General features: G+C 72.2%; 15 protein-coding genes. 7 read left to right on the top strand and 8 right to left on the bottom strand.

Going from position 1 to position 17517, the window contains the following annotated elements; all coding sequences use genetic code 11:
- The 4 genes from ABYE80_RS06375 to ABYE80_RS06360 all read left to right on the top strand — a co-directional run.
- A partial coding sequence (locus ABYE80_RS06375; RefSeq protein ID WP_372789428.1) for a hypothetical protein occupies nucleotides 1-312 on the top strand: 312 nt, incomplete at its 5' end.
- A gap of 45 nt (nucleotides 313-357) precedes the next feature.
- On the top strand, nucleotides 358-876 hold the full coding sequence (locus tag ABYE80_RS06370; RefSeq protein WP_372789427.1) for a DUF4333 domain-containing protein: 519 nt from the start codon (nucleotides 358-360) through the stop codon (nucleotides 874-876).
- Between the two features lie 38 nt (nucleotides 877-914).
- Nucleotides 915-1943: an LLM class F420-dependent oxidoreductase gene (locus ABYE80_RS06365; protein ID WP_372789429.1), complete on the top strand. Its 1029-nt coding sequence runs from the start codon at nucleotides 915-917 to the stop codon at nucleotides 1941-1943.
- A gap of 86 nt (nucleotides 1944-2029) precedes the next feature.
- Nucleotides 2030-2752 carry an FkbM family methyltransferase gene (locus ABYE80_RS06360; RefSeq protein WP_372789426.1) on the top strand — a complete coding sequence of 241 codons (723 nt, stop codon included), beginning with the start codon at nucleotides 2030-2032 and terminating at the stop codon, nucleotides 2750-2752.
- A 22-nt stretch (nucleotides 2753-2774) separates the two neighbouring features.
- Here ABYE80_RS06360 and ABYE80_RS06355 read toward each other — a convergent pair whose 3' ends face one another.
- From ABYE80_RS06355 to ABYE80_RS06340, 4 genes are all read right to left on the bottom strand, one after another.
- Nucleotides 2775-4706: an acyl-CoA dehydrogenase gene (locus ABYE80_RS06355; RefSeq protein ID WP_372789425.1), complete on the bottom strand. Its 1932-nt coding sequence runs from the start codon at nucleotides 4704-4706 to the stop codon at nucleotides 2775-2777.
- Nucleotides 4707-4777: 71 nt separating this feature from the next.
- Entirely contained in the window at nucleotides 4778-5674 is an 897-nt protein-coding gene (locus tag ABYE80_RS06350; protein WP_372789424.1) for an alpha/beta fold hydrolase, read from the bottom strand.
- 43 nt (nucleotides 5675-5717) lie between these two features.
- The gene (locus tag ABYE80_RS06345) at nucleotides 5718-6011 is read right to left on the bottom strand and encodes a hypothetical protein (protein ID WP_372789423.1); all 294 of its coding nucleotides are present in this window, start codon (nucleotides 6009-6011) and stop codon (nucleotides 5718-5720) included.
- Between the two features lie 10 nt (nucleotides 6012-6021).
- Entirely contained in the window at nucleotides 6022-6471 is a 450-nt protein-coding gene (locus ABYE80_RS06340) for a GNAT family N-acetyltransferase (protein ID WP_372789422.1), read from the bottom strand.
- Nucleotides 6472-6565: 94 nt separating this feature from the next.
- Here ABYE80_RS06340 and ABYE80_RS06335 point away from each other — a divergent pair, with 94 nt between their 5' ends.
- Together ABYE80_RS06335 and ABYE80_RS06330 are read left to right on the top strand one after the other, a co-directional pair.
- Nucleotides 6566-8002: a transglycosylase SLT domain-containing protein gene (locus tag ABYE80_RS06335; protein ID WP_372789421.1), complete on the top strand. Its 1437-nt coding sequence runs from the start codon at nucleotides 6566-6568 to the stop codon at nucleotides 8000-8002.
- Between the two features lie 20 nt (nucleotides 8003-8022).
- Nucleotides 8023-9531 carry an acetyl-CoA acetyltransferase gene (locus tag ABYE80_RS06330; RefSeq protein ID WP_372789420.1) on the top strand — a complete coding sequence of 503 codons (1509 nt, stop codon included), beginning with the start codon at nucleotides 8023-8025 and terminating at the stop codon, nucleotides 9529-9531.
- A 4-nt stretch (nucleotides 9532-9535) separates the two neighbouring features.
- On the opposite strand, the gene tkt is transcribed toward ABYE80_RS06330, so the two are convergent.
- Nucleotides 9536-11554: a transketolase gene (tkt, locus tag ABYE80_RS06325; protein ID WP_372789419.1), complete on the bottom strand. Its 2019-nt coding sequence runs from the start codon at nucleotides 11552-11554 to the stop codon at nucleotides 9536-9538.
- An 87-nt stretch (nucleotides 11555-11641) separates the two neighbouring features.
- Between tkt and ABYE80_RS06320 the strand changes: the two genes are divergently transcribed.
- Complete coding sequence (locus ABYE80_RS06320) at nucleotides 11642-12532, top strand: haloalkane dehalogenase (protein ID WP_372789418.1); 891 nt, start codon at nucleotides 11642-11644, stop codon at nucleotides 12530-12532.
- 24 nt (nucleotides 12533-12556) lie between these two features.
- On the opposite strand, the gene ABYE80_RS06315 is transcribed toward ABYE80_RS06320, so the two are convergent.
- From ABYE80_RS06315 to ABYE80_RS06305, 3 genes are all read right to left on the bottom strand, one after another.
- The gene (locus ABYE80_RS06315; RefSeq protein ID WP_372789417.1) at nucleotides 12557-14338 is read right to left on the bottom strand and encodes a potassium/proton antiporter; all 1782 of its coding nucleotides are present in this window, start codon (nucleotides 14336-14338) and stop codon (nucleotides 12557-12559) included.
- Nucleotides 14339-14417: 79 nt separating this feature from the next.
- Nucleotides 14418-15314 (bottom strand): SDR family oxidoreductase, encoded by an 897-nt coding sequence (locus tag ABYE80_RS06310; RefSeq protein ID WP_372789416.1) that lies wholly within the window; start codon nucleotides 15312-15314, stop codon nucleotides 14418-14420.
- 99 nt (nucleotides 15315-15413) lie between these two features.
- On the bottom strand, nucleotides 15414-17327 hold the full coding sequence (locus tag ABYE80_RS06305) for a sigma-70 family RNA polymerase sigma factor (RefSeq protein WP_372789415.1): 1914 nt from the start codon (nucleotides 17325-17327) through the stop codon (nucleotides 15414-15416).
- Nucleotides 17328-17517 lie beyond the last annotated feature (190 nt).

The raw sequence follows: 17517 nt of genomic DNA, 5'->3' as shown, positions 1-17517 counted from the left end.
CTGCGGTCCGGCAAGACGCTCAACGAGATCGCGAAGGCCGAGGGCAAGGACATCGCCGACGTCAAGAAGGCCGTCAGGTCCGCGCTCTCCGAGAAGCTGGCGACCGCGGTGAAGGACGGCAAGACGACCGACGCCCAGCGGGACGAGGCGCTCGAGCGGTTCGACGAGCACTTCGACGACTTCGCCGACGGCAAGCGGCCGATGGGCCGTCGTGGCCATGGCGGTCCGCGTCCCGGCGCCGAGTCCGACGACCCCGACGCGAAGCCCGGCTCGTACCCGGGCGAGGTCGCACCCTCAGGCCAGGCTGCCTGACCCACGACGCATCGTGCGGCGGCGTGCGTCACCATGCCGCCGCACATGCGCGTATCGCCCAGGATCCTGAGCTGTCTCGCTGCCGTCCCGATCGCCCTCGCCCTCGGAGGCTGCACGGAGACCCTCGACATCGAGAACGCCGAGAGGACCATCGGCGAGGACTACGCGGGCAAGGTCCAGGGCGCCGAGGTGCGCAGCGTCGACTGCCCGGACGACGTCTCCGCGGACATAGGGACCACGGCGACCTGCACGATGACGCTCGCCAACGACGTGCGCCTGGAGGTCGCCCTGAATGTCACGGGCGAGGACGGGCGCGTGAGCTGGGAGACCGTCAGCGGGACGCTGCCCGGTCCGCTCGTCGAGCGACAGGTCCAGGACGCGCTCGAGCGCTCGGTGGGCAAGCGACCGGACGCCGTGTCCTGTCCTGCCCGCGTGGCGATGAAGGTCGGGAGCAAGACGCGCTGCACGCTCACCGCCGGCGACAAGGCCTACGGGCTGACGGTCACGATGACCGACAACACCGGTGCGTTCGACATCGACGTCGACGAGCAGCCCCTGACGTAGCGGCCCCGTGGGCGTAGGGTCCGGGGATGGCCCGTGACCTGAAGCTCGCCCTGAACACCGGCTACTGGGGCTCCGGCCCGCCGCACGGTGTGGAGGACTCCATCGCCGAGGCCGAGAAACTCGGCTTCCACTCGATCTGGACCGCGGAGAGCTACGGCTCCGACGTGCTGACGCCGCTCGCGTGGTGGGGCGCGGCGACGACGCACGTGCAGCTGGGCACCGCGATCATGCAGATGAGCGCCCGTCGCCCGGCCGCGGCGGCCATGGCCGCCATCACGATGGACCACCTCAGCGGCGGCCGGTTCATCCTCGGACTCGGCGTCTCGGGACCCCAGGTCGTCGAGGGGTGGTACGGCGAGCCGTTCGCCAAGCCGCTCGCCCGCACCCGCGAGTACATCGCGATCCTGCGCGAGATCTGGAAGCGCGAGGGGCCCGTCGTGTTCGAGGGTGAGCACTACACGATGGGTCTGCCGGGTCCCAGCGGCCTGGGCAAGCCGCTGAAGAGCACGGTGCACCCCGTGCGCGAGGACATCCCGATCTACCTCGCGGCCGAGGGCCCGAAGAACGTCGCGCTCGCCGCCGAGCTCTGCGACGGCTGGCTGGCCCTCTTCTACTCGCCGCACGCCGAGGACCTCTACCTCCCCAACCTCCAGGAGGGCTGGGGGCGCGAGGGCGCACGCCGCGGACCGGAGGACTTCGAGATCGCCGCGACCGTGCCGGTCATCGTCCACGACGACGTCGAGCAGGCGGCCGACATGCTGCGCCCGATGTACGCCCTGTACTTCGGCGGCATGGGAGCGAAGGCGAAGAACTTCCACGCCAACGTGCCGATCCGCATGGGGTACGAGGCCGTCGTCGACGAGGTCCAGGCCCTCTACCTCGATGGGAAGAAGACGGAGGCGGCCGCCGCGATCCCCACCGAGCTCGTCGAGCAACTGGCGCTGATCGGGTCCGCGGACAAGATCCGCCACGACCTGGAGGCGTGGCGGGACTCGGTCGTCACGACGCTGATGATCGGCGGGGATCCCACGACGCTGCGTCGCGCCGCGGAGGTCGTCCTGGGTTGAAGCTCAGCGCCCCGCGCGCGGTATGGTCGGGCATGGACTCGGTAGGGGAACGTGTCATCCGGTTCGCACGCCGGGCGGGTCGATCCGTGGCCGCGCGAACCGGTCGCGACGAACGGTTCGCGGAGCTCGAGGCGGTGTTCGACCCGGGGCTCCGGCGCAACCGACGTGACGACTACGCCGCGCGCATCGCGATGACGGCCGTCCTGCGAACGGACTCGTGCGCGATCGACGTGGGCGCCAACCGCGGCGACTTCCTCGAGCAGATCGTCGCGGTGGCTCCGAACGGTCGCCACTTCGCGTTCGAGCCCCTGCCGGAGCTCGTCACCGACCTCCGGGCGCGGTTCCCGCAGGTCGAGATCCACCAGGGCGCGCTGTCCGACGTGACGACGACCGCGACGTTCCATCACGTCCTGGCCGCTCCCGCCTTGTCCGGCCTGCGGCGCCGCGCCGACCTGCCGGCCGATGCCCAGGAGACGCGGGAGGTCACCGTCGAGGTGCGCCGGCTCGACGACGTCATCCCCGACGACATCACTCCGGCGTTCCTGAAGATCGACGTGGAGGGCGCGGAGGTGAAGGTGCTCCTCGGTGGGCAGCGCCTGCTCGAGCGTGCCCGGCCCGTCATCGTCTTCGAGCACGGCCTCGGCGGCGCGGACCTCTACGGCTCGTCCTCGGGCGAGCTGTGGGACCTGCTCGACGCGTGCGACCTGCGCGTGTTCGACCTCGAGGGCGCCGGTCCGTTCACGCGCAGCGAGTTCGAGGAGTTGTTCACCTCGCCCGCGTCCTGGAACTACCTCGCCGTCCCGCGCTGATCCCAGCGGGGCGTGACGCCCGCTACGTCGCGATCGGCGCGACGAGCACGGCGTCCGGGATCCCGAAGGCGTCGACCAGCGCGGCGGCCTGCTCGCGGACGTCCATGCACAGCAGGTTGACCTCGGTGGTGATCCGCTTGGAGCGCTGCGTCGTCAGCCTGCCGTGCTCGAGGTACCAGCCGCGATCCTCTTCGATCGCCGCGAGCGCGTACAGGTCGCAGAGCTGTCCGAGAGCCTCACGCAGCTGACCGTCCTCGCAGCGGTCGACCGACGCGGCGAACGCGTCGAAGACCAGGCGCTCGATGTGCGCCCGGGCGGTGTGAACGACGTGGTCCTGGCAGAAGTTGAACACGCGCCACGGGTCGAAGCCGTTGTCGATGCCCGCCTTGAGCCGGCGGGCGACGCTGGCCAGCATGTGCTCCTCGCGCCAGCGCAGCAGCTCACCCTGGTAGTCGCGGTCGCGGAGCTCACGCTCGTCGTCGCTGGCCGGGATGACGTCCACCAGCGCGCCGAGCAACTGGCGGGCGAGGGACTTCTCGACGACCGTCTCGACGACCTGCCCGGCGACGAAGCGGACCATCCCCGGCGGGTCCAGGCTCGCGAACTGGTCCTTGTAGTCCGTGAGCAGCGACTTGGCGACCAGCTGCAGGAGCACGGTGTTGTCGCCCTCGAACGTCGTGAACACGTCCGTGTCCGCCTTCAACGCCGCGAACCGGTTCTCCGCGAGGTAGCCGAGGCCGCCGCACGCCTCGCGGCACTCCTGGATCGTGTCGGTCGCGTGACGGGTGGTCATCACCTTGAGGCCGGCGGCGTAGGTCTCGAGCTCCCGCTGATCGCGTTCCGGGACATCGCCGCCGCTGAACGCCTCGTGCAGCCGCGCCGCGACCACCTCCTGGGCGAAGTGCAGCGCGTAGGTCCGCGCGAGCCTCGGCATGAGCCGCCGCTGGTGGGTGCGGTAGTCGAGCAGCAGCGTCTCGCTGTCGCCGTCCGGCGGGCCGAACTGACGACGGCGCAGGCCGTGCCGCACCGCGATCGTCAGCGCGTTCTTCGCCGCCGTCCCGGCCGCGCCGCCGACACAGACCCGCCCCTGGATCAGGGTCCCGATCATCGTGAAGAACCGGCGGTTGGGGTTCTCGATCTCACTGCGGTACTCGCCGGTCTCCGTGACCTGGGCGTACCGGTCCAGGAGGTTGTCGCGGGGGATGCGCACGTCGGCGAACGCGAGCATCCCGTTGTCGACGCCGTTGAGCCCGAGCTTCTCGCCGCAGTCCGCGATGCTGACGCCCGGAAGCGGCTCGCCGTCGTCGTCCCGCAGCGGGACCACGAACGCGTGCACGCCCGGGCGCTCGTCGCCGACGTGCAACTGGGCGAAGACCGCGGCGATCCGCCCGTGACACGCGGCGTTGCCGATGTAGTGCTTCCACGCCCCCTCGCTCGGCGTGTTGATGACGAACTCGTCGGTGGCGGAGTCGAACGTCGCGGTCGTCTCCAGCGCCTGCACGTCGGAGCCGTGCCCCACCTCCGTCATCGCGAAGCAGCCCGGCAGCTCGGCGGTGATCGTCCGGCGCAGATAGGCCTCGTGGTGGCGCTCGGTCCCGAGGTGGAGCACCGCGCCTCCCCACAGCCCGAACTGCACGCCGGTCTTCACGAGGACCGAGAGGTCCCCGTGGGCGAGCGTTTCGAACGCGGCGATCGAGGCGCCGACGTCACCGCCGCCGCCGTACTTCTCCGGGAAGCCCATGCCGGTCTGCCCCGCGGCCGCGAGCAGGCGGGTGCGCTCCATCACGAGCTCCCGGTACTCCGCGGTCGGCAGGCCGCACACGGGAGCGTGCTCGGGCTGCGCCAGGAGCTGCCGGGTCAGCTCGCGGACCTCGCGGTAGGGCCCGTCCAGGTAGCGCCGCAGCGCGTCGGAGTCGAGCGAGATCGCGGCAGGGCGGTAGGAGGTGGAGGCCATGGTGGAGGTACGGTCCCACGCGGTCGCAGGGACGACAAGCGCGCATGGGTCCTACCCCCTCCCCGGGGATCTCACGCCCGGGCGAACAGGCTCGTCACGCGAGCGCGCACCAGGTCCGGGCGCTCGTCGACGATGAAGTGCCCGCAGTCCTCCACGAGCTCGAGGCGGTAGTCGTCGGCCAGCGCAGTGTCGGGGGAGGCGAGCGCCGGACTGATCGCGGCGTCCCCGGTGCCGAACAGCCCGACGGTCGGCACGCGCGAGCGCCGCCGTTCGGGACGCCGGGCGCTCGCGGGCATCTCCCGCAGCACGAACGTCCGGTAGGTGTCTCGCGCCGTTCGGGCGCACACCGGGTCCCGGAAGCGGTCGACGAACAGCGCGACATCCTCGGCGCTCATCGCCGAGCGGTCGTGGAGTCCGCCTCGGAAGACGAGGTTCGTGATCGAGGTGCGGCGATGCAGCGGGACGCCGAACGCCGCCACGAACGGCTGGTACAGGGCGAACCGCCACAGGTGCGGCAGGATGGCCCCTGGGCTCTGCCACGGATGGGCGATGTTGCAGGCGAGATAGGCGGAGAACCGCTCCGGGGCCATGATCGTCAGCAGCCAGCCGATCCATCCGCCCCAGTCGTGCCCGACCAGCCCGACGGGCTCACGGAGGTCCAGTGCGTCCAGCAGCGCGAGGACGTCGAGCGCCACGTCCTCCTTGGCCCAGCGGTGCGGGGCGGGCCCGGACCAGCCGTAGCCGGGGAGGTCCGGAGCGATCAGCCGCAGCCCGGCGGGCGGATCGGCCAGCAGGTCACGCCAGCAGAGGTGGTGCTGGGGCCAGCCGTGCAGCAGCAGGACGGGGTACCCGTCGGGGTCCCCTGCCTCGGTGACGTGGAAGCGCACGCCGCGCGCGTCCACGAAGGCTCGCCGGACGTCCTCGAGCCCCGGGAGCGCGGGCGGGACGGGAAGGGTCGGGCCGGGCATGCGGGCAATCTACAGCGGCGTACCTCTGGTGCGCCCGCTCGGGTCACGGCGCGCTCGGCGCGGCCGCAGGGTGCTCCTGCGCCCAGGCGGCGATCTCCTTGCTGCCGCTGATCCAGGTCCCGTCGTCGAGCTCGAGCGCCGGCACCCAGTACTTGCCCGTCCCCTCGGCGACCCTCTTGCGGCCCGACGTCTGCAACCGGCCCGGGATGCCGCCGAAGGAGTGGGTGTTGACCACCTCGTACTCGTGGCCGGCGGCGGTCAGCGCCTCGTGCGCCGCCGTGCACGGATGCGTGTGCAGCGGTGTCCCGAAGGTTCCCCAGCAGACGTAGAGCTTCATGCGACGGAGGCTACCGGGGGCCGGATGCCCCGTCCGGCGCCGGGGGACCGGACGCGCTGCCGGGACGCAGCACGAGCCACTTGTAGATGTCGTCGGGCTTGCGGAACCCGAAGGCCTCGTAGAGCCCGTGGGCGTCCTCCGTGGCGAGCATCACGCGCCGGACGGAGGCCACGGAGGGGTGCGCCACGACCGCGGCGATCAGGGCCTTCCCGACCCCGCGGCCGCGGGCGTGCGGCAGCACGAACACGTCGCAGACCCAGGCGAACGTCGCGTGATCGGTGACCACCCGCGTGAACCCGATCTGGCCGCCCTCGTCGTCGTAGGCGCCGAAGCACAACGAGTGGTCGATCGACCGGTCGACCGTCTCGCGCGAGACGCCCGGCGACCAGTACGCGTCCTCGCTGAGGAAGCGGTGGATGAGCTCCCGGTCGAGTCGGTCCGGCTGTGCGCTGATCTCCATCGCGCCGAACCTTAGAACGGCGGTCCGGCTCGGGCGGTCGCGGCGGCCCCGGCAGCACGCGCCGACGTGCGCCGTGTGGAACCGTAGTGGCGTGGTGTCCCCGAGCCTCGCGCGCCTGCGCCTCCTCGTCCTGCTTCTCGTCGCCGCGCTGGCGATCGCCCTGGGGGTGATCGTGCTCGGGGGATCCGGCAGCGACCGGCTCGCGCCCGGCATCGGCGCCTCGGGCGACGGCAACGATCCGCTCGCCTACCGCGAGGAGGACCGCGAGGAGCTCGAACGGCAGGCGGCGGCGGGGCTGTCGCACGTGCTGTTCGCCAAGAGCCCCGGCGGCGCGGTCGCCACGGCCGAGCGGGTCGCGCGGTGGCGCACCCTGATCGAGCGCACCGCCGAGGGCTCCGAGGGCGTCGTCGACGCGGACACGCTCGAGGCGATCGTCTTCCTCGAGAGCGCCGGTCGCGAGGACGCTCGGGCGTCGAACGACCTCGACGGCGCGGTCGGCCTCACGCAGATCCTCGCCCAGACCGGCCGGGACCTGCTCGGGATGCGGGTCGACGTGCGTGCGGCGGAACGGCTGACGCGCGGCATCGCGCGCGGGACCAAGGTCGAGGCCCGTACCCGCGAGCGCCGGCGGGTGGACGAGCGGTTCGACCCGCAGAAGGCCCTGCAGGGGACCGTGCGCTACCTGCGGTTCGCGCGGGGCGAGCTCGGCGACCGGCAGGATCTCGCGATCGCCAGCTACCACATGGGGGTCGGCAACCTGCAGCGCGTGCTGCAGCGCTACGGCGAGGGCGAGGTCCCCTACGCGCAGCTGTTCTTCGACACCACGCCGGTCCGCAACACGGAGGCCTACGAGCTGCTCGCCTCGCTGGGGGACGACTCCTCGACCTACCTCTGGCGGGTCAGGGCCGCCGCCGGGATCATGCGCCTCTGGCGGACGAACCCCGCCGACCTCAGCCGTCTCGCGGCCCTGCAGACGGCGAAGAACAGCGCCGAGGAGGTGCTGCATCCGCGCGCCTCGACCCGGGTCTACGAGGACCCGTTCGCCCTCGGTCGTGCGCGGGCCGACGGGACGCTCGTCGTGCTCGACCCCGAGCAGCTCGCGCGGTTCGGCCTGCGGATCGACCCCGGCATGGGCGAGCTGGCTCCCCGCCTGAAGCAGTCGGCCCGGCTGTACCGGGCGCTCCGTCCCGAAGCGCTCGCGATGCTCGCGTACATCGGGGCGGGCGTCCGGGACCTCGGGGGCAGCAAGGTCCCGCTCCGCGTCAGCTCGAGTATCCGCGACGTCACCTACCAGCGGCTGCTGGGACAGCGCAACGGGGAGGCGACCCGCCGGTACTCGCTGCACACCACCGGGTTCTCCTTCGACATCGTCCGCGACTACGCGACCCGCGGCCAGGCGCGGGCCTTCCAGTTCTTCCTCGACCGCCTCACCGCGATGAACCTGATCGCGTGGGTGCGGGAGCCGGGTGCGATCCACGTCACGGTGTCGTCGAGGGCGCGAGAGCTCATCCCGATCCTCGACGAGGAGTAGGAAGCTCTACTCTCCACTTCATGCTCGATCCTCGTACGCCTGTCCTCGTGGGTGCGGCACAGCTCACGCACCGCCCGGCCGACGGGCCCGTCCCTGCTCCCCACCGCCTCATGGCTGCCGTCGCTCGCAGCGCGGTCGATGACACCGAGGCGGGCATCGGCAGCGACGAACTGCTGCGCCGTGTCGAGGTCGCCGCATCGATCGACCTCTTCTCCTGGCCGGTCGCGGACCCCGCGGCGGAGATGGCCCGCGAGCTGGGGATCGCGCCGCGGGCCACGGCGCGCACGGCGCGCGGCGGCAACGGCCCTGTCGCGCTGCTCGGCGACCTGTCGTCGCGCATCGCCGGCGGTGAGCTCGACGTCGCCCTCATCTCCTTCGGCGAGGCCTTCTCCGCGTTCAAGAAGGCCATGGCGGGCGGGGACGACACGGCGACCTGGCCGCAGCAGGACGCGCAGGTCGCTCCGACGTGGTCCGTCGGCGCGGACCGCGACCCGTCGAACGCCGCGGAGCTCGCGGCCGGCATGCTGGCCCCCGTCTTCTTCTATCCGCTGTTCGAGCACGCGCTGCGCGGGGCCGCGGGCCGCTCACGCGCCGAGCAGGCGGACATCGCTGCGCGACTCTGGGCGCGGTTCGCCGAGGTCGCGCGCACCAACCCCCACGCGTGGGCCGAGGACCCGCCGACCGATCCGGCCGCGCTCGGCACACCGAGCGCCGACAACCGCCTGGTCAGCGACCCGTACCCCAAGCTGCTCAACGCCAACATCGCCGTCGACCAGGCGGCGGCGCTGGTGCTGATGAGCGCGGCGGCCGCCGAGTCGGCGGGCGTCCCCCGTGACCGCTGGGTGCCGGTGCATGCCACGGCCGGGGCCGCCGACCACTGGTACGCCACCGAACGCTGGTCGCTGGACCGCTCGCCCGCCATCGCGGCCTGCGGGGCCGCCGCGCTCGGGCACGCGGGCGTCGCGCTCGACGAGGTCGCCCATCTCGACCTGTACTCGTGCTTCCCCTCCGCGGTGCAGGTGGCGGCCGGCGAGCTCGGCGTGGACCTCCTCGACCCGGGGCGCGCACCGACGGTCACCGGCGGCCTGACCTTCGCCGGCGGTCCTGCCAACGGCTACGTGCTGCACGCGCTGGCGACCCTCGTCGGGCGGCTGCGCGAGGACCCCGAGGCGCTCGGCGTGTCCACCGCCGTCGGCTGGTACCTCACCAAGCACGGGTTCGCCGTGCTCGGCGGCCCCGCGACGGAGCCAGGGGCACCGTTCGCCCACCACGACGTGCAGGCCGTCGTCGACGCCACTCCCCGTCGCGACACCGCGCACGGCGAGATGGTCAGCGCCCCCGTCGAGACGCACACCGCCCTCTTCGACCACACCGGCACGCCGACGATCGCGTTCGCCACCGGACTCACCGCCGACGGCCGTCGTGCGGTGGGCAAGAGCCAGGAGCCCGAGGTGATCGCCGCCCTCGTGGAGACGGATCCCATCGGGGCGCCGGCGAGGTTCGACGGCGCGGGCGGCGTGACGCTGTAGGGGCCTACTCCTCTTCCAGCAGCTCCTTGACCGCGTCGACCACCGCGCCGGGAGTGATGCCGAGCTTCTCCAGCACCTCCGGACCGGGCGCGGAGGCCCCGAAGCGGTCGATGCCGATCGGGATGTCGACGTAGCGGTCCCAGCCGAGCGTGATGCCGGCCTCGACCGAGACGGTGGGGAGCTCCGAGGGCAGGACGTCCTCCTGGATCCCCTCGTCCTGGGCGTCGAACAGCTCCCACGAGGGCATCGAGACGACCCGGACGTGGATGCCCTCGGCGGCGAGCTGGTCCGCGGCCTCGAGGGCCACGTGGACCTCGGCGCCGGTGCCGACGATGGCTGCGGACTCCTCGCCTTCCGGCTCGCGCAGGACGTAGGCGCCGCGGGCGAGCCCGCGGGCGGACTCCAGCGCCTCGCGGTCGAGAATCGGCAGGTCCTGCCGCGAGAAGATGAGCGCCGCGGGACCGTGGACCTCCTCGAGCACGACCCGCCACGCCTCGGAGACCTCGGTCGCGTCGGCGGGACGGATGACGGTCAGCCCCGGGATCGCGCGCAGCGCGGCGAGATGCTCGACCGGCTGGTGGGTCGGGCCGTCCTCGCCGAGGGCCACCGAGTCGTGGGTGAAGACCCACGCCACGTCGAGCTCCTGCAACGCGCTCAGCCGGATCGCCCCGCGCATGTAGTCGGCGAACTGCAGGAAGGTGGATCCGTAGGGCCGGGTGATCCCGCCGTGGGCGGCGAGGCCGTTGACCGCGGCGCCCATCGCGTGCTCGCGGACGCCCCAGTAGACGTTGCGGCCCACGGACTCCTTGGTGTACCGCTCCTCGTCGCCGCCCGGCACCATCGTCGACGTCGAGCCCGACAGGTCGGCCGCGCCACCGACCAGGGTCGGGACGTGGTCGGCGAACGCCGCCATGACCGCCTTGCCCGCGGCACGGGTCGCGATCTTCTCCTTGCCGAAGCCGGCGGCATCGGACGGCAGCTTCCCGGCCATCCCGGGCAGCGGGCGCCCGTCCCAGCCGGCGTCCCAGGCGGCGGCCTTGTCCGCGTCGGCGGCCTTGAACGCCTCGAGTCGCTCGGTCCAGGCCGTGCGGGCTTCGGCACCGGCGCGACCTCCCGCGCCGAATCGCTCCATCACACCGTCGGGCACGAGGAACTGGGCGTCGGGATCCCACCCGAGGGCCTCCTTCGTGGCCCGGACCTCGTCCTCGCCCAAGGGCGAGCCGTGCGCGCCGCTGGTGCCCTGCTTGTTCGGGGACGGGTAGCCGATGATCGACTTGACGCGGATGAGCGTGGGGCGCTCGGTCTCCGCCTTGCCCGCGTCGATCGCAGCGCGCAGCGCCCCGGTGTCGTTGGCGTCGTCGACCTCCAGGACGTGCCAGCCGTAGGCGTCGAAGCGCTTGGTGACGTCCTCGTCGTAGGACAGCGACGTGGGGCCGTCGAGCGAGATGTCGTTGTCGTCGTACAGGTAGACGATGCGCCCGAGCCCGAGGTGCCCGGCCAGCGAGGCAGCCTCCGACGCGACGCCCTCCATGAGATCCCCGTCGGAGCAGATGGCGTAGGTGAAGTGGTCCTGGACCTCGCTGCCGAACTGCTCGCGGAGGAACCGCTCGGCCATCGCCATGCCGACCCCGTTGGCGAACCCCTGCCCGAGGGGTCCGGTGGTCACCTCGACGCCGGGGGTCCGCCAGGTGCCGTCGGCCCGGCGCTCGCGCTCCGGATGCCCCGGCGTGCGCGAGTCCCACTGGCGGAACGCCTTCAGATCGTCGAGGGAGAGGTCGTAGCCCGAGAGGTGCAGTGCCGCGTAGAGCAGCATCGACCCGTGGCCGGCGCTGAGGACGAACCGGTCGCGGTCCGCCCAGTCGGGCTCGGAGGGGTCGTGCTTGAGCACGTCGGCGAACAGCACGAACGCGGCGGGCGCCATCGCCATCGGCATGCCGGGGTGCCCGGAGTTGGCGTGCTGGACGGCGTCCATCGCCAGCGTCCGGACGGTGTTGATGCAGAGGTGCTCGAGATCGGCGGCCATGGCGGACACCCTAGACGGTGGTCGGAGGCCCCGGCTCGCCGGTCCGCCTCGCGCCGCGCGCCGTGCGGCGGGTAGGCTCGACGGCCCATGAGCATTCCCTGCGTACGGACCCCTGACGACCGGTTCGCCGGCCTCCCCGACTTCGACTACGAGCCCCGGTACTTCGAGACATCGGCGGGTCTTCGCGTCGCCTACCTGGACGAAGGCCCGGCCGACGCACCGCCCGTCTGGTTCATGCACGGCGAGCCGACCTGGAGCTTCCTGTGGCGCAAGGTGTTCCCCGCCGTGCGCGACGCGGGCTTCCGCTGCATCGTCCCGGACATGGCGGGCTTCGGCCGCTCGGACAAGCCGACCGACTTCGACTGGTACAGCTACGACGCGCACACCGCGGTGATGGCCGAACTCCTCGAGCACCTCGACCTGACGGGCGCGACGATGGTCGTCCACGACTGGGGCGGTCCGGTCGGGCTGCGCCTGGCGGTCGACCACGCCTCCCGCATCGACCGGATGGTCGTCCTCGACACCGGGCTGTTCACCGGCCACCAGAAGATGAGCGACGCGTGGAGCGCGTTCCGCGACTTCGTCGAGCGGACGGAGGACCTGCCGATCGGGATGCTGGTCGGCGGCGCCTGCCTGACGCCGCCCTCCCCCGAGGTCCTCGCGGCCTACGAGGCACCCTTCCCGGACGCGACGTTCAAGCAGGGCACGCGCGCGTTCCCGCTCATGATCCCGCTGACGCCCGAGAGCAAGGGGGCGGAGGCGGGACAGCGCGTGCTCGCCGCGCTCAAGGACGACGACCGGCCGATCCTCGTCCTCTGGGCGGACAAGGACCCGATCATCAACCTCGACACTGGTCGCAAGTTCGCCGCCGCGCTCGGCGCGCCCGAGCCGGTGGTCATCGAGGACGCGTCGCACTTCCTGCAGGAGGACCAGGGCGGGACCATCGGCGGCCACATCGCCGCCTGGCTGACCGCCTGAGCGTGGACCGGGGGCGGCGGTCCGTCAGCGCGCGACCGCTGCGATGACCTCCGCCCACCAGCCACGGTCCGACTCGTCGACCGCCCGCGACAGGCGTCGCCGCGCGTAGGCGCCCAGCAGGTCGCGGCGACCGAGCGCGACCGTCTCGCCGCAGACCGCCAGGACGCCGTCGTCCAGGAGCACCAGCGATCCGGGCCGGTCGCGGCGCAGGCGCAGCCGGTCGATCACCTCACGACCTGCCACCACCTTGGGGTCGGACGGGTCGCCGTAGGCGGGGTTCCACGGCCCGACGGTGAACGGGGTGGCGTGCGCGCGGATCTGCCGCGGCGGTCGCGGCGGAGGGCCGATCGGACCGGTGCGCCACCGCTCGAGCAGGTCGCGCATCTCCCGCGACACGGAGGAGCGCACGAGCACGTGCAGGCTGTCGCCGATCTCGACCGTGTGCGCGCCGCGGGGAGGTATCGCCTCCTCTCCCCGCACGATCACGTTGATCAGCGCCTCGCGCGGCAGGCCGAGGTCGCGCACCTTGACGCCGACCAGCGCGTCGTCCGGACCGACCGGGAACTCGATGACCTCGGCCCCGAGCCGCCGGATCGTCCCGGACTCCTGGACCACCCGGGGGAGCGCGGGCTCCGTCGTGGTCACCCGCAGACGCGATGCGATCGGCTCGAACGACGCCCCCTGCAGCAGCGTCGACACCAGGACGGCGAAGAAGACGATGTTGAAGAACTCGGCGGACTGCGGCACCCCCTCGATCACCGGGAAGGTCGCGAGCACCACCGGGATGGCGCCGCGGAGCCCGGCCCACCCCAGCGCGATCCGCTCGCCGGTGGTGAACCCCATCCGGACCGTCGCCAGGAAGGCGGCGAGCGGACGGGCGACGAACACGAGCACGAGCGCCACCGCCGTGCCCTCCACCCAGACGTCGGCGAGCTGGCTCGGGAACACGAGCAGCCCCAGCGTGAAGAACATGGAGAGCTGCGCGACCCACGCCAGACCGTCGTGGAAGGAGACGATCGTGCGCTTGGCCGGGATGGCGGCGCCGCCCAGCGACAGGCCGACCAGGTAGGTCGCGAGGAACCCGGAGCCGTGCAGCACGTCGGCGCCGCCGAAGGCGATCGCGGCGGTGGCCAGGGAGGCGACGGGGAACAGGCCCCCGGTCGCGAGCTGGGCGCGCTGGAAGGCGTGGACGGCCAGCCAGCCGACACCGAGACCGACGAGTGCGCCGATCCCGAGCTCGACCGCGAAGTCCGCGAGGAACTCCAGCGGCCCGTGCGGCGGGTGCTTGATCGCCTCGATGAAGCCCAGCACGAGCAGGACCGCCACGGGATCGTTGAACCCCGCCTCCCCCTCCAGCGTCCGCGCCAGCCGCCGGCGCAGGGTGGACCCGCGCAGGAGCGCGAAGATGGCCGCGCCGTCCGTGGAGGACAGGATCGCCCCGAGCAGCAGGCCTTCGAGCACATCGAGGTCCAGCAGCCAGTGCGCGGCGAACCCGGTGATCGCCGCGGTGACGGCCGTCCCGACGAGCGCGAGGGACATCGCCGGCCGCAGCACGGGACGGACCTCGTGCCAGCCCGCTGCCAGACCTCCCTCGAACAGGATGAGGACGAGGGCGATGATCCCGATCGTTCGTGCGAGCTCGAAATCGGTGAACGACAGCTCGCCGATCCCGTCGGAGCCCAGCAGCATGCCGAGGCCGAGGAACAGCACGAGTCCGGGGACACGGACCCGACCGGCGAGCAAGGATGCGAGGAGACCGAGCGCGAGCAGGGCGCCCGCGGCGAGGATCATCTTGCCGTCGCTCACGTGCGCCCAACCCTACTCACCACGTCCAGCCTGCGGGCGACGGCGAGGAACGCCGCCGTACCCCCGGCCCGCGCTGCGCTCAGGCGTCGGGGGTGCTCTCGGTGAGCTGCTTGGCCTGCGCGCCCGGCTCGAGTCCGGGCTCGGAGTGCGACGCGCGCAGCTCGTAGGCCCGACGGGTGGCGTCGTCGCGCTGATCGAGGACCTTGTCGGCCTTCAGGGCCCGTCCGATCGCCTCGCGACCGCGGCGCGGCAGCACGTTCATGGCCGTCGTGATCGCCTGCACCTCGCGCGGGACGAAGACGTCGAACTTCGGGAACTTGAGCGCGCGCACGATCTCGGCGGCGACGTCGCCCGGCTCGATGTGCTTGACCCCGCGCGTGGGCTGCAGCCCGGAGGCGAGCTCGGTCTTGACGACGACCGGCATCACGCAGGAGACCTCGATCGGCGTCTCGCGGAGCTCGGCGCGCACCGCTTCGCTGACGCCGACGACGAAGTGCTTGGTCCCGCAGTAGGTGGCGCCGCCGGGGAAGCCGCCCTTGCCCGCCGTCGACGCCACGTTGACGAGGTGGCCCGTGTCGCGCGCCAGGAACCGCGGAAGGACCTCCTTCATCCCCCACAGGACGCCGTTGACGTTGATGTCGATCTGCCGCTGCGTGGTGGCGTCGTCCTCGTCGAGGAAGCGCCCGAGCTGCATGATCCCGGCGTTGTTGACGAGCACGTCGATCGGGCCGACGGCCTCCTCGGCTCCGTCGAGGAACGCCTTGAACGACCCACGGTCGGTGACGTTCAGCGGAAAGGCGACGACGTTCGGTCCGAGCTCCTCGGCCGTGGCCTTCGCGAGATCGAGGTCGAGGTCGCCGATGGCGACCCGCATGCCTTCGGCGGCGAACTGGCGCGCGGTCTCCTTGCCGATACCGCGGGCGCCGCCCGTGATCGCGGCGACCTTGCCGGTGAGGACTCGGGGCTGCTTGGCCATGGGGCGGGACCCTCCTGCGTGACGCGGTGGACGAAAGATGACGCAGGCGTCACTCTAGTACACCGTGGCGGTCCGGCATCGACGGTCCGCGGCGGACGCTCAGTCGTTCTCGGCCTTCTCCTGCTCCTTGCGGGCCTTCTTGTCGGCCTTCTCCTGCTCCTTGCGGGCCTTGTCCCAGGAGCGCTCGCGCTCGTCGGCCGCCTTCTTGTCGGCCTTCTCCTGCTCCTTGCGAGCCTTCTTGTCCGCCTTCTCCTGCTGCTTGGCTGCCTTGCGGTCGGCCTTCTCCTGGCGCTTGGCCGCCTTGCGATCGGCCTTCTGCTGCTGCTTGGCGGCCTTGCGGTCGGCCTTCTCCTGGCGCTTGCGCGCCTTCTCCTCAGCCTTCGGGGAGGCCGGTGCCGCCGACTGCGGAGCGGGGCGCGCCTGCTCGGCGGTGCCCCGCTTCTGCTGGTCCTTGGCCGCCTTCTTCCGGGCCTTCTCCAGCTTCTTCTGCGCCTTGCGGTCCGCCTTCTCCCGGTCATCGTCGTCGTCGTCGCCCGACGGCCGGTAGGACGCCGGCACCGACGCGTGCTGCTGCTCGGCCGACTGCTCCTTCCGCCGGTCCTTCGCGGCCTTCTCCTGCTCCTTGCGCGCCTCCTTCTCGGCCTTGTCCTCGTCCTCGTCGCGGGTGTCGGCCGCGGGCGGCGCGTGCACCGGGGTCTCGACGAGCGGCAGGCTCGCGAACACGATCGGGCCGGGGCCACCTGCGCCGGGACCGCCCGGGGCGCCCGGAGTGGCGCTGAGCGTCTGGATGCCGCCGATCGACGGGGCGACGGCTCCGCCACGGACGTTGCGGGTCCGCATGGCGCGAACGAACCGTCCGCCGATCGGAGCCGGCGGGGGTGTCAGCACGACGCGCGCCTGTCTGGTCACCGGGCTCGCGGTCATCGGCGGCGCGGCCGCCGCCAGCTGCAGCGCGGCGGAGCGCGAGGTCGCCGCGGCGCGGACCTCCGCCTCCGGGACCTGGGGCCCCTTGCTCAACTGCTGCGTCGCGAGGTACCCGGTACCGCCGGCGCCGCCGGCGACCGAGAGCGTGACCAGTGCCTGGATGGCGAACCCCTGGGCCCCGAGCGACGCGAAGAGCCCTCCGCCGCCGGCCGCCGCCCCGACGGCCGCCACGCCGCCGGCCGCCGCGGCACCGCCGGCGATCGTCGCACCGCCACCGCCGCCACCGCCACCGGCAGCACCGCCACCGAACAGCGTTCCGAGGATGGACGCCTTGAGCGCCGTCCCGGGAGCCACCGGCAGCATCACGGCGATCGCTGCGCGCTGACGCTGGACCTCGAGCTTGTAGGCGCGGCACCCGGGGCAGCTGTCGAGATGGCGGCGCAACTCGGTGCGGCGCAACGCGCCGCCGCGCAGGGTCGCCAGCTGCTCGCGGATCACCCGGCAGTCGGTCTCGCGTGCCGCTCGCGCGCCGATCAGCTGCTCGCGAGCCTGGAACACCAGCGCCTTGATCTTCTCCTTGCGCACGTCGAGGATCACCGCCACCTCTTCGTGCGAGTGGGCGCCCATCTCGGTGAGCAGCAGCGCGGCGCGCTGGTCGTCCGGAAGGCGCTGGAGATCGGCGAGAAGCTCTTGGAGGTCGGCCCGCTGCTGGACCTCGGACGTGAGGCCTTCGACCGAGACCTGGACCTCCTCGATGTCGGTGTGCTCGCGTCGGGCACGCAGCATCGAGAGACAGCGGTTGCGGGCGATGGCGAACAGCCAGGCCTTGAGCTGGATCGGGCGGTCGTCGGCGAGGAGAGCCCGGTAGGCGCTGATGTAGGTGTGCTGCAGCGCGTCCTCTGCACCCTCCGCGGTACCCAGCATGTGCCGGCAGAACGAGAGGAGATCCCGCTGATAGCGGTCGTAGACGACCTCGAAGGCAGCCTGGTCACCAGCCCGGACGCGCGCGACCAGGCGCTCGTCCGACAGCGTGCGAAGCAGCCCCCGGAAACGGGAGCGACCTGGCGCTGCGGTGACCACTGCTGACATCGGCTACGGCACGACTCCGGGTTCAGAGAGCAAACCTGCACACGACGAACAACGTCCGACCAGGGTCGCAGGTTGGAGAGTTCCTTGCACTATTTCTCAGACCTTCTTCACATACCCCTCCGTATGCTGTGCAGATGCCGTCCTTCCAGCACGCCGGCTACCGGATCGCCTACACCGAGCACGGGACCGG

The organism is Paraconexibacter sp. (assembly GCF_041602235.1).
Taxonomy (GTDB): Bacteria; Actinomycetota; Thermoleophilia; order Solirubrobacterales; family Solirubrobacteraceae; genus Paraconexibacter.
This window is presented reverse-complemented; position numbering and strand designations above follow the sequence as displayed.

Bases quoted from the DNA above. Each gene is read 5' to 3' on its own strand.
- ABYE80_RS06370 (WP_372789427.1), top strand. From the start codon at position 358: ATGCGCGTATCGCCCAGGATCCTGAGCTGTCTCGCTGCCGTCCCGATC.
- ABYE80_RS06355 (WP_372789425.1), bottom strand. From the start codon at position 4,706: ATGGCCTCCACCTCCTACCGCCCTGCCGCGATCTCGCTCGACTCCGAC.
- ABYE80_RS06350 (WP_372789424.1), bottom strand. From the start codon at position 5,674: ATGCCCGGCCCGACCCTTCCCGTCCCGCCCGCGCTCCCGGGGCTCGAG.
- ABYE80_RS06345 (WP_372789423.1), bottom strand. From the start codon at position 6,011: ATGAAGCTCTACGTCTGCTGGGGAACCTTCGGGACACCGCTGCACACG.
- ABYE80_RS06340 (WP_372789422.1), bottom strand. From the start codon at position 6,471: ATGGAGATCAGCGCACAGCCGGACCGACTCGACCGGGAGCTCATCCAC.
- ABYE80_RS06330 (WP_372789420.1), top strand. From the start codon at position 8,023: ATGCTCGATCCTCGTACGCCTGTCCTCGTGGGTGCGGCACAGCTCACG.
- tkt (WP_372789419.1), bottom strand. From the start codon at position 11,554: ATGGCCGCCGATCTCGAGCACCTCTGCATCAACACCGTCCGGACGCTG.
- ABYE80_RS06320 (WP_372789418.1), top strand. From the start codon at position 11,642: ATGAGCATTCCCTGCGTACGGACCCCTGACGACCGGTTCGCCGGCCTC.
- ABYE80_RS06310 (WP_372789416.1), bottom strand. From the start codon at position 15,314: ATGGCCAAGCAGCCCCGAGTCCTCACCGGCAAGGTCGCCGCGATCACG.
- ABYE80_RS06305 (WP_372789415.1), bottom strand. From the start codon at position 17,327: ATGTCAGCAGTGGTCACCGCAGCGCCAGGTCGCTCCCGTTTCCGGGGG.